General features: G+C 68.4%; 5 protein-coding genes. 3 read left to right on the forward strand and 2 right to left on the reverse strand.

Annotated elements, in window-relative coordinates:
- Nucleotides 1-442 precede the first annotated feature (442 nt).
- Together HPC46_RS20730 and acpS are read left to right on the forward strand one after the other, a co-directional pair.
- Nucleotides 443-9682, forward strand: a complete 9240-nt coding sequence (locus tag HPC46_RS20730) for a type I polyketide synthase (RefSeq protein ID WP_179473358.1) — start codon at nucleotides 443-445, stop codon at nucleotides 9680-9682.
- Between the two features lie 46 nt (nucleotides 9683-9728).
- Complete coding sequence (gene acpS, locus HPC46_RS20735; protein ID WP_083119904.1) at nucleotides 9729-10121, forward strand: holo-ACP synthase AcpS; 393 nt, start codon at nucleotides 9729-9731, stop codon at nucleotides 10119-10121.
- Between the two features lie 9 nt (nucleotides 10122-10130).
- On the opposite strand, the gene HPC46_RS20740 is transcribed toward acpS, so the two are convergent.
- Both HPC46_RS20740 and HPC46_RS20745 read right to left on the reverse strand, forming a co-directional pair.
- Nucleotides 10131-10520, reverse strand: a complete 390-nt coding sequence (locus HPC46_RS20740) for a VOC family protein (RefSeq protein WP_179473360.1) — start codon at nucleotides 10518-10520, stop codon at nucleotides 10131-10133.
- Between the two features lie 2 nt (nucleotides 10521-10522).
- A complete protein-coding gene (locus tag HPC46_RS20745; protein WP_179473362.1) occupies nucleotides 10523-10801 on the reverse strand; it encodes an ArsR/SmtB family transcription factor in 279 nt (92 codons plus the stop codon).
- 67 nt (nucleotides 10802-10868) lie between these two features.
- On the opposite strand from HPC46_RS20745, the gene HPC46_RS20750 reads away from it, so the two are divergent.
- Nucleotides 10869-12203: a dipeptidase gene (locus HPC46_RS20750; RefSeq protein ID WP_179473364.1), complete on the forward strand. Its 1335-nt coding sequence runs from the start codon at nucleotides 10869-10871 to the stop codon at nucleotides 12201-12203.
- Nucleotides 12204-12326: the final 123 nt, after the last annotated feature.

A 12326-nucleotide genomic window follows, 5' to 3' on the forward strand; every position in this document is an offset into this window, starting at 1 on the left:
ATGTGGACTGAAAAACCGAGCAAGTGCTTGGCCGGACGTCGTCACGCACCGCCGCTGACGAAAGATTCGTAAGTAACGATTCGATAACAATCGTGCTTTGATCTGCGCTATTGCACCTACTCGACCGTAACCACCTCCATGCAGGACGTTTGTCCCGGATGGTCTGGGCGGCCGTTTGGCGCTGTGTTACCGGTTGTGCTGTTACCCGTGCGTAGAACTCGCCAGTAACCAATATCGGACGGAAAATGGTGCTGGTTCTTATGCCACTCTTAGTACAGCCGGGATGTTCGCCCGCCCCGAGACGAGGGGATCGCGCGGATGCCGTGATTCGACGGGGAATCGCCGACGACACCTCCGCAAGGCAGCGCAGGTCTGACACGCCGACACATACGAAGCCGATACGCGACGACGCGACGATGAGCACGACAGGGAGATACACAAGGTGACGATCCACGAGCACGACAGGCTGTCCACGGGCGACGGATCATGGCGCGGCGGCGCCAAGCAGGCTTCTACTCATGCCCTCGTCGACCGGCTCAACGCCGGCGAGCCCTACGCCGTCGCCTTCGGCGGCCAGGGCAGTGCCTGGCTGGAGACCCTCGAGGAGCTGGTCACCTCGGCCGGCATCGAATCCGAGCTCGCAACCCTCGCCGGTGAGGCTGAGCTGCTGCTGGAGCCGGTCGCCGATGAACTGGTGGTGGTCCGTCCGATCGGCTTCGAGCCGCTGCGCTGGGTGCGCGCGCTGGCCGCCGACGAGACCGTGCCGTCGGCCAAGCAGCTGACCTCGGCAGCGGTGTCGGTTCCCGGCGTGCTGCTGACCCAGATCGCCGCTACCCGGGCGCTGGCCCGCCAGGGCATGGATCTGGCCGCGGCGCCGCCGGTGGCGGTCACAGGCCACTCCCAGGGCGTGCTGGCCGTCGAGGCGCTGCGCGCCGCCGGCGCCAAGGACGTCCAGCTGCTGGCCCTGGCCCAGCTGATCGGCGCCGCGGGCACCTTGGTGGCCCGTCGCCGCGGCATTTCGGTCCTCGGTGACCGTCCGCCGATGGTCTCGGTGACCAACGCCGAGCCCGAGCGCATCTACGAGCTGCTTCAAGAGTTTGCTCAGGATGTCCGTACGGTGCTGCCTCCGGTGCTGTCGATCCGCAACGGCCGGCGCTCGGTTGTCATCACCGGGACCCCCGAGCAGCTGTCCCGTTTCGAGCTGTATTGCGAGCAGATCGCCGAGGCCGAAGCGGCCGACCGGAAGAACAAACTGCGCGGCGGCGCCGTGTTCAATCCGATCTTCGACCCGGTCCAGGTCGAGGTCGGCTTCCACACGCCGCGCCTCTCCGACGGCATCGACATCGTGGGCCGGTGGGCGGCCGCCGTCGGCCTTGACGTCGAGCTCGCGCGCGCCCTGACCGACTCGATCCTCGTCCAGCAGGTGGACTGGGTCGAAGAGGTCACCGCGTTGAACGAGGCCGGCGCTCGCTGGATTCTCGACCTCGGCCCCGGCGACATCCTGACCCGACTCACCGCGCCGGTGATCCGCGGGCTGGGCATCGGCATCGTGCCGGCCGCCACCCGCGGCGGACAGCGCAATCTGTTCACCGTCGGCGCCGTGCCCGAGGTGGCCAAGCCGTGGTCGAGCTACGCGCCGTCCGCGATCCGCCTGCCCGACGGCTCGGTGAAGCTGTCGACGAAGTTCACCCGGCTCACCGGCCGGTCGCCGATCCTGCTGGCCGGCATGACGCCGACAACCGTCGACGCCAAGATCGTGGCGGCGGCGGCCAACGCCGGCCACTGGGCCGAGCTGGCCGGTGGCGGCCAGGTCACCGAGGCCATCTTCGACAAGCGCGTAGAAGAATTAGTCGAGCTCCTGCAACCGGGCCGCACGATCCAGTTCAACTCGCTGTTCCTTGATCCCTACCTGTGGAAGCTGCAGCTGGGCGGCAAGCGTCTGGTGCAGAAGGCGCGCCAGTCCGGTGCACCGATCGACGGCGTCGTGGTCAGTGCCGGCATCCCCGAGCTGGAAGAGGCCGTCGACCTGATCGACGAGCTGAACGACGTCGGCATCGCCCACGTCGTGTTCAAGCCGGGCACCGTCGAGCAGATCCGCTCGGTCATCCGGATCGCCGCCGAGGTGCCCACCAAGCCGGTCATCGTCCACATCGAAGGCGGTCGCGCCGGTGGCCACCACTCCTGGGAAGACCTCGACGATCTGCTGCTGACCACCTACTCGGAACTGCGCGGCCGGGCCAACATCACGGTCTGCGTCGGCGGTGGCATCGGCACGCCCGAACGCGCCGCCGAGTACCTGTCCGGCCGGTGGTCGGCGGTCTACGGCTACCCACTGATGCCGGTGGACGGCATCCTCGTCGGCACCGCCGCGATGGCCTGTCTGGAGGCGACCACATCGCCCGCGGTCAAGCAGCTGCTGGTCGACACGGTGGGCACCGACACCTGGGTCGGTGCCGGAAAAGCCGTCAATGGCATGGCTTCCGGGCGTAGCCAGCTCGGCGCCGACATCCACGAGATCGACAACGCGGCCTCCCGCTGCGGCCGGTTGCTCGACGAGGTCGCCGGTGACGCCGAGGCCGTCGCGGCGCGCCGCGAGGAGATCATCGCCGCGATGGCGGTCACCGCCAAGCCGTACTTCGGCGACGTCGCCGAGATGAGCTACCTGCAGTGGTTGCAGCGCTACATCGAGCTCGCGATCGGCGACGACGACTCCACCGCCGACACCAAGTCCGCTGACTCGCCGTGGCTCGACATCACCTGGCGCGACCGCTTCGCCGAGATGCTGCAGCGCGCCGAGGCCCGCCTCAACGCGAAAGATGCCGGCCCGATCGAGACACTGTTCGACGCGTCGTCGGCCGATGGTGAGTGGCTGCTGGAGAACCCGGACCAGGCCGTCGCGGCCCTGCTGTCCCGCTACCCCGATGCCGAATCGGTGCTGCTGCATCCGGCTGACGTCCCGTTCTTCATCCAGCTGTGCAAGACGCTGGGCAAGCCGGTCAACTTCGTCCCGGTCATCGACAAGGACGTGCGCCGTTGGTGGCGCAGCGACTCCCTGTGGCAGGCCCACGATGCCCGCTACAGCGCCGACCAGGTCTGCGTCATCCCCGGCACGCAGGCCGTGGAGGGCATCACCCGGGTCGACGAGCCGGTGGGCGAATTGCTCGACCGCTTCGAGAAGGCCGCCGTCGACGAGCTGCTGGCCTCGGGCGCACAGCCTGAGCCGGTTGCCGCGCGATTGCGGGTGCGCACTGATGTGACCGGACCGCTGGCCATCGTGCTGGATTCGCCCGACGTGCTGTGGGCCGGCCGCACCGCGACCAACCCGGTGCATCGCATCGCCGCTCCCGCGGAGTGGCTGGTGCACGACAACCGTTCCGCGACAAACCATTCCACCGGGGCGCGGCTGGAGGTCACCGCGCCGGACCGGGTGGTGCTGAGCGTGCCGCTGTCGGGTACCTGGATCGATATCGCCTATACGCTGCCGGCCGCGGTGATCGACGGTGGCACCCCCGTGGTGCGGACCGAAGATGCCGCCGCCGCGATGCGTGCCGTGCTGGCCATCGCCGCCGGGGTCGACGGCCCCGACGCGCTGCCGCCGGTGGCGGGCGGTTCCACCACTGTCACTGTCGGGTGGGATCCCGAGCGGGTGGCCGACCATACCGGTGTGACGGCGACGTTCGGTTCGCCCCTGGCGCCGACGCTGACAACGGTTCCCGACGCGTTGGTCGGCCGTTGCTGGCCTGCGGTGTTCGCCGCGATCGGCGGCGCTGTCACCGATTCCGGTTTCCCGGTGGTGGAGGGCCTGCTGAGCCTGGTACACCTGGACCACGCGGCCCAGCTGCTCAAGCCGCTGCCCAAGGAACCGACCCAATTGACCGTCACCGCAACGGCTTCGGTGGCAACCGACACCGAGGTCGGCCGTGTCGTGCCGGTCACGGTCAACGTGACCGACGCCAGGGGAATGATCCTGGCGGTCCTCGAGGAGCGCTTTGCGATCCTGGGCCGCAACGGTGCCGAGGAACTCGCCGACCCGGTGCGCGCCGGGGGAGCGGTGTCGTTGAACGCCACCGACACCCCGCGCCGCCGTCGCCGCGACGTCACCATCGGCGCACCGGTCGACATGCGACCGTTCGCCGTGGTGTCCGGTGACCACAACCCGATTCACACCGATCGTGCCGCCGCACTGCTGGCGGGTCTGGATTCGCCGATCGTGCATGGCATGTGGCTGTCGGCCGCCGCCCAGCACGTGGTCACCGCGACCGACGGCAAGCCGGTCCCGCCGGCCAAGCTGATCGGCTGGACCGCCCGCTTCCTGGGCATGGTCAAGCCGGGCGACGAGATCGACTTCCGCGTCGACCGGGTCGGAATCGACTTGGGTGCAGAGGTTTTGGAGGTCACCGCCAAGGTCGGCACCGATCTGGTGATGAGCGCCACCGCGCGGCTGGCGGCACCGAAGACGGTGTACGCCTTTCCCGGTCAGGGCATCCAGCACAAGGGCATGGGCATGGAGGTGCGGGCTCGCTCCAAGGCCGCCCGCAAGGTGTGGGACACCGCCGACAAGTTCACCCGCGACACCCTTGGCTTCTCGGTGTTGCATGTGGTGCGCGACAACCCGACCAGCCTGATCGCCTCCGGCGTGCACTACCAGCACCCCGAAGGCGTGCTCTACCTGACGCAGTTCACTCAGGTCGCCATGGCAACCGTCGCGGCGGCTCAGGTCGCCGAGATGCGGGAGCAGGGCGCGTTCGTCGAGGGCGCGATCGCCTGCGGTCACTCCGTCGGCGAGTACACCGCGCTGGCGTGTGTCTCGGGCGTGTACAAGCTGGAGGCGCTGCTGGAGGTGGTGTTCCACCGCGGCAGCAAGATGCACGACATCGTCCCGCGTGACGAGATGGGCCGGTCCAACTACCGGCTGGCCGCGATCCGGCCGTCGCAGATCGACCTACCCGACGCCGACGTCAAGGGCTTCGTCGCCGAAATCGCGGAGCGCACAAACGAATTCCTGCAGATCGTGAACTTCAACCTGCGCGGCTCGCAGTACGCGATCGCCGGCACGGTGCGCGGTCTGGAGGCGCTGGAGGAAGAGGTCGAGCGGCGCCGCGAGATCAGTGGGGGCAAGCGGTCGTTCATCCTGGTCCCGGGCATCGACGTGCCGTTCCACTCCGACGTCCTGCGTGTCGGCGTCGACGACTTCCGCCGGGCACTGGAGCGCGTCATGCCCGAGGATGCCGATCCGGCCCTGATCGTCGGACGCTACATCCCGAACCTGGTCCCGCGGCCGTTCACCCTGGACCGCGATTTCATCCAGGAGATCCGCGATCTGGTGCCCGCCGAGCCCCTCGACGAGGTGCTGGCCGACTACGACACCTGGCGTAACGAGAAGCCGCATGCGTTGTGCCGCAAGGTGGTTATCGAGCTGCTGGCCTGGCAGTTCGCCAGCCCGGTGCGCTGGATCGAGACGCAGGACCTGCTGTTCATCGAGGAGGCCGCGGGCGGACTGGGTGTCGAGCGCTTCGTCGAGATCGGCGTGAAGTCGGCGCCGACGGTGGCCGGGCTGGCGAGCAACACCCTGAAGTTGCCCGAGTATGCCCACAGCACAGTCGAAGTGCTCAACTCCGAGCGCGATGCCGCGGTGCTGTTCGCCAGCGACGAGGATCCGGCCACCGACGACGATGTCGACGAAGCCCCTGCCGCCGAGGCGCCTGCCGAAGCCGCAGCGGCGGAGGCCGCGTCGGCCGCGCCGGCTCCGGCGGCCGCGCCTGCCGGCGCTCCGCGTCCCGACGACATCGGATTCGATGCGGGCGACGCCACTTTGGCGCTGATCGCGTTGAGCGCCAAGATGCGTATCGATCAGATCGAGCCGCTGGATTCGATCGAGTCGATCACCGACGGTGCGTCCTCGCGGCGTAACCAGCTGCTGGTCGATCTCGGCTCCGAGCTGAACCTGGGCGCCATCGACGGTGCCGCCGAGGCGGACCTGGCATCGCTGAAGGGCCAGGTCTCGAAACTGGCCCGGACCTACAAGCCGTTCGGACCGGTGCTCTCCGACTCGATCAACGATCAGCTGCGCACGGTGCTCGGCCCGTCGGGCAAGCGTCCGGCCGCGATCGCCGAGCGGGTCAAGAAGACCTGGGAGCTGGGCGACGGTTGGGCCAAGCACGTCACCGCCGAACTGGCGCTGGGCACCCGCGAGGGAAGCAGCGTGCGCGGTGGTGCGCTCGGCGGCCTGCATGACGGTGCACTGACCGACGCCGCATCTGTGGACAAGGCCATCGATGCCGCGGTCGCTGCGGTTGCTGCCCGCAAGGGGATTGCGGTGTCGCTGCCGTCGGCCGGCGGTGGCGGTGGCGGCGTGGTCGACTCGGCCGCGCTGACCGAGTTCGCCGAGAAGGTCACCGGCCGCGACGGTGTGCTGGCCTCGGCCGCACGCATGGTGCTCGGGCAGCTGGGTCTGGACAACCCGGTGTCGGCCGCGCCGTCGGCCACCGACGCGGAGCTCATCGACCTGGTGACGGCCGAGCTGGGTTCGGATTGGCCACGGCTGGTCGCGCCCGCGTTCGACGCCAAGAAGGCGGTCGTGCTCGACGACCGCTGGGCCAGCGCCCGTGAGGACCTGGTCAAGCTCTGGCTGGCCGACGAAGGCGATATCGACGCCGACTGGATGCGCCTCGGTGAACGTTTCGAAGGTGCCGGCAATGTTGTTGCCACTCAGGCCAGTTGGTGGCAGGGCAAGGCCCTGGCGGCCGGCCGCAACATCCACGCCTCGCTGTTCGGCCGGATCGCCGCTGGTGCCGAGAATCCGAACAAGGGTCACTACAGCGACGAGGTCGCGGTGGTCACCGGTGCGTCCAAGGGCTCGATTGCCGCTTCGGTGGTGGCCGCCCTGCTCGACGGTGGCGCCACGGTGGTGGCGACGACCTCCAAGCTGGACGACGATCGGTTGGCCTTCTACAAGGCGCTCTACCGCGACAACGCCCGGTACGGTGCGTCGTTGTGGGTGGTTCCGGCCAACATGGCGTCCTACGCCGACATCGACGCGCTGGTGTCGTGGGTCGGTAGCGAACAGACCGAAAGCCTCGGGCCGCAATCGATTCACCTCAAGGATGCGCTGACCCCGACGCTGCTGTTCCCGTTCGCCGCACCGCGGGTGGCCGGTGACCTGTCGGAGGCCGGCTCGCGCTCGGAGATGGAGATGAAGGTCCTGCTGTGGGCCGTCGAGCGGCTGGTTGCCGGGCTTTCTTCCATCGGCGCCGAGCGCGACATCGCCTCGCGTCTGCACGTGGTCCTGCCGGGCTCACCCAACCGCGGCATGTTCGGCGGTGACGGCGCATACGGCGAGTCGAAGTCTGCGCTGGACGCGGTGGTCAACCGCTGGAACGCGGAAACCTCGTGGGCGCAGCGGGTCAGCTTCGCGCACGCGCTGATCGGCTGGACCAAGGGCACCGGGCTGATGGGTCACAACGACGCCATCGTCGGTGCGGTCGAGGAGGCCGGCGTCACCACCTACAGCACCGAAGAGATGGCAGCCATGCTGCTGGACCTGTGCACCGTGGAGGCCAAGGTCGCGTCCGCGCACTCCCCGCTGAAGGTCGACCTGACCGGTGGGCTCGGCGACGTGCAACTCGACATGGCCGAGCTGGCCGCCAAGGCACGCGAGGAGATGACCGCTGAACCGGATGCGGCTGCGTCCGGTGAGGCGGCGGGCACCATTGCCGCCCTGCCGTCGCCGCCGCGCGGCTACGTCGCGAACACGCCGCCGGCGTGGGCCGATCTCGACGTCGACCCGGCCGACCTGGTGGTCATCGTCGGCGGCGCCGAACTGGGCCCGTACGGGTCGTCGCGCACCCGCTTCGAGATGGAGGTCGACAACGAACTGTCGGCCGCCGGTGTCCTCGAATTGGCCTGGACCACAGGCCTGATCAAGTGGGAGGACGACCCCAAGCCGGGCTGGTACGACACCGCAAGCGGTGAGCTGGTCGACGAAGCCGATCTGGTCGAGCGCTACCACGACGCGGTCGTGGAGCGTTGCGGCATCCGTGAATTCGTCGACGACGGGGCCATCGATCCCGACCACGCGTCACCACTGATGGTCAGTGTCTTCCTGGACAAGGACTTCCGGTTCGTCGTGTCCTCGGAGGCCGACGCCCGCGCGTTCGCGGAGTACGACCCCGAGCACACCGTGATTCGGCCGGTGCTGGACTCGTCGGACTGGGAGGTGATCCGCAAGGCGGGCACCGAGGTTCGCGTGCCGCGTAAGACCAAGCTGTCGCGGAAGGTCGGGGCGCAGATCCCGACCGGCTTCGACCCGACGGTCTGGGGCATCAGTCCCGATATGGCCAGCTCGATCGACCGGGTGGCGCTGTGGAACATCGTCGCGACCGTCGACGCGTTCCTGTCCTCGGGGTTCACCCCGACCGAACTGATGCGCTGGGTGCACCCGAGCCTGGTGGCCTCCACGCAGGGCACCGGCATGGGCGGTATGACGTCGATGCAGACGATGTACCACGGCAACCTGATGGGCAAGGCCAAGCCGAACGACATCCTGCAGGAGGTTCTGCCGAACGTCGTTGCCGCGCATGTCATCCAGTCCTACGTCGGCAGCTACGGCTCGATGATCCATCCGGTGGGCGCGTGCGCCACTGCGGCGGTGTCGGTCGAGGAGGGCATGGACAAGATCCGCCTCGGCAAGGCCGAACTGGTGGTCACCGGCGGCTTCGACGACATGACACTGGAGGCCGTCATCGGCTTCGGTGACATGGCGGCGACCGCCGAGACCGCGACGATGCGGGCCAAGGGCATCAGCGACTCGAAGTTCTCCCGCGCCAACGACCGTCGCCGGCTGGGCTTCCTGGAGGCACAGGGTGGCGGCACCATCCTGCTGGCTCGTGGTGACCTGGCGCTGAAGATGGGTCTGCCGGTGCTGGCGGTGGTGGGCTACGCGCAGAGCTTCGGCGACGGCGTGCACACCTCGATCCCCGCTCCGGGACTCGGCGCGCTGGGCGCCGGTCGCGGCGGCAAGGATTCGCAGCTGGCCCGCTCGCTGGCCAAGCTGGGGGTCGGCGCCGACGACATCGCGGTGATCTCCAAGCACGACACCTCTACGCTGGCCAACGATCCCAACGAGACCGAGCTGCACGAGCGGCTGGCCGATTCGATGGGTCGCGCCCCCGGCGCACCGCTGTTCGTCGTCAGCCAGAAGAGCCTGACGGGCCACGCCAAGGGCGGCGCGGCGGTCTTCCAGATGATGGGGCTCTGCCAGATCCTGCGCGACGGCGTCATCCCGCCGAACCGCAGCCTGGATTGCGTCGACGACGAGCTGGCCACCTCCGGGCACTTCGTGTGGCCGCGGGAGACGCTGCGCCTTGGTGACAAGTTCCCGCTCAAGGCGGGTCTGGTCACCAGCCTCGGCTTCGGTCACGTGTCGGGTCTGATCGCGCTGGTGCACCCGCAGGCCTTCCTCGCCTCGCTGAGTGCGCAGGAGCGGGCGGACTACACCAAGCGGGCCAACGACCGGGTGCTGGCGGGGCAGCGGCGATTGGCTTCGGCCATCGCCGGTGGACGGCCGCTGTACGAAAAGCCGGCCGATCGCCGGTTCGACCACGATGTGCCCGAGAAGCGTCAGGAAGCGGCGATGCTGCTCAACCCTGCCTCACGGCTGGGTGAGGACGACATCTACGCGTGATGAGCGGCGAGAAACAGTCAACGGACCCGGTGATAGGGTCTCCGGCGTGGCGATAGTGGGTGTGGGGATCGATGTGGTCTCCATTCCCGACTTCGCCGAGCAGGTGGACCAGCCGGGCACGGTATTCGCCGAGACGTTCACCCCGGGTGAGCGCCGCGACGCCGCCGACAAGAGCTCGGTGGCGGCGCGGCACTTGGCCGCACGGTGGGCCGCCAAGGAAGCCGTCATCAAGGCCTGGTCGGGCTCGCGCTTCGCGCAGCGTCCGGTTCTGCCGGAGGGCATCCACCGTGACATCGAGGTGATCACCGACATGTGGGGCCGGCCGAAGGTCCGCCTCACCGGTGACATCGCCAAGCATCTGGCCGAGGTGACCATTCACGTGTCGCTGACGCATGAGGGCGACACCGCCGCCGCGGTCGCCATCCTCGAGACTCTCTAACCGCGAGCTTCAGCCGGCCTGGTGGGCGATCTGGATCAGGTTGCCGCACGTGTCGTCGAAGACGGCAGTGGTCACCGGCCCCATGTCGACGGGCTCCTGAGTGAAGCGCACCCCGAGCCCGCGCAGCCGGTCGAACTCGGCGTGAACGTCGTCGACGGCGAACGAGGTGAAGGGGATTCCGTCGGCGACGAGTGCCTCCTTGAACGGTTTGGCCGCGGGGTGGCCGTCCGGTTCGAGGACGAGTTCGGTGCCGTCCGGATTCTCCGGGGAGACCACGGTGATCCAGCGATGCTCGCCCATCGGGATGTCGTGCTTGGTCGTGAAACCCAGGACGTCGGTGTAGAACTGGAGCGCGGCGTCCTGATCGTTGACGAGCACGCTAGTCAGGTTGATGCGCACGGTCAGCCCTCAGCTTTCTTCAGCCACCGCTCGACGATCGGCTCGAGCGGTGCGGTGTTGATGTAGTGGAATTTGTATCGGCCCTCGCGCCGGGTTTCGACCAAGCCGGCGGCCACGAGGAGGTCGAGGTGTTGCGAGATCGCTTGTCGCGATGAGCCAAGTCCGTGTTTCGTCGCCAGTCGGGCACAGATTTCGAAGAGGGTCTGACCATCTCGGTCGGTCAGCTCATCGAGGATCGTCCGGCGAGTGGGGTCTGCCAAGGCCTTGAAGACGTCACCCACTTCTGCACAATAGGCAAGCAAATGCTTGCATGTCAAGGTTGGCGCCCTGCTCGGTAGGGTCGTCGGCATGAGCGATCTCATTGCGCGCGTACAGGCAGTGCTTCCCTCGGTGCGCGCCGATCTCGAAGACCTGGTGCGGATCCCATCGGTGTGGGCCGACCCGGCCCGTCGCGACGAGGTGCACCGCAGCGCCCGTGCCGTCGCGGATCTGCTGAGCAGGGCCGGTTTCGAACAGGTCGAGATCGTGGCGGAGGGCGGTGCGCCTGCGGTGATCGCGCATCACCCCGCCCCGCCCGGTGCGCCGACGGTGCTGCTGTACGCCCACCACGATGTCCAGCCCGAAGGTGAACCGTCGCAATGGAATTCGGACCCCTTCGAGCCCACTGAGCGAGACGGTCGGCTGTACGGCCGCGGCAGCGCGGACGACAAGGCCGGTATCGCCACGCATGTGGCGGCGTTTCGGGCGCACGGCGGTAAGCCGCCGGTCGGGGTGACGGTGTTCGTGGAGGGGGAGGAGGAGTCCGGTTCGCCGTCGCTGGGCCGGCTGCTGGCCGCCCACAAGGACAAGCTGGCCGCCGACGTCATCGTGATCGCCGACTCGGACAACTGGACCACTGAGATCCCCGCGCTGACAGTGTCGCTGCGCGGGCTGGCCGACTGTGTGGTCGAGGTCGCGACCCTGGATCACGGTCTGCACTCGGGGCTGTGGGGTGGTGTGGTGCCCGACGCTCTCAGCGTCCTGGTGCGATTGCTGGCCAGCCTGCACGACGACGACGGCAACGTTGCGGTGCAGGGACTGTACGAGACGACGGCGGCCGACGTGGACCGCGGGCCACAGTGGGTACGGGCCGAGTCGGGATTGCTCGACGGGGTGCACGAAATCGGTTCTGGCCCTGTGGCCCAACGGATGTGGGCCAAGCCCGCGATCACTGTCATCGGCATCGACACCACACCGATCGCCAAAGCCTCGAACACGCTCATCCCGCGCGCCAGCGCCAAGGTCAGCATGCGGGTGGCCCCGGGCGGCGACGCCGCAGCGCATCTGCACGCGCTGCGTCGTCACCTCGAACAGCACGCCCCCTGGGGTGCGCACGTCAAGATCATCCCGGGCGATATCGGTCAGCCCTATGCGATCGACGCCAGCGGGCCGGTTTACGAGGCGGCCCGGGCGGCGTTCCGGCAGGCCTGGGGAACCGACGTCGTGGACATGGGGATGGGCGGCTCGATCCCATTCATCGCCGAGTTCGCCGCCGCGTTCCCCGAGGCCACCATCCTGGTCACCGGGGTGGAGGATCCGAGCACTCAGGCGCACAGCGTCAACGAGAGCCTGCACCTCGGCGTGCTGGAGCGCGCTGCCACCACCGAGGCGTTGCTGCTCGCAAAGCTGGGTGACATCGGCTAGACGGTATGGGTGACCCTCGGTTTTGAGTTGGGGGTTGCGGGCCGGGGCCCCACTCACCCATGTTCGTGGGTTACCGAGTAGGGAGTCGCCTGCCCGGTCTATCCGACAGTGGTGGGAGGCCCC

The organism is Mycolicibacterium vinylchloridicum (assembly GCF_013404075.1).
Taxonomy (GTDB): Bacteria; Actinomycetota; Actinomycetes; order Mycobacteriales; family Mycobacteriaceae; genus Mycobacterium; species Mycobacterium vinylchloridicum.

Coding starts and splice junctions, on each gene's coding strand:
- HPC46_RS20750 (WP_179473364.1), top strand. CDS start 10,869: ATGAGCGATCTCATTGCGCGCGTACAGGCAGTGCTTCCCTCGGTGCGC.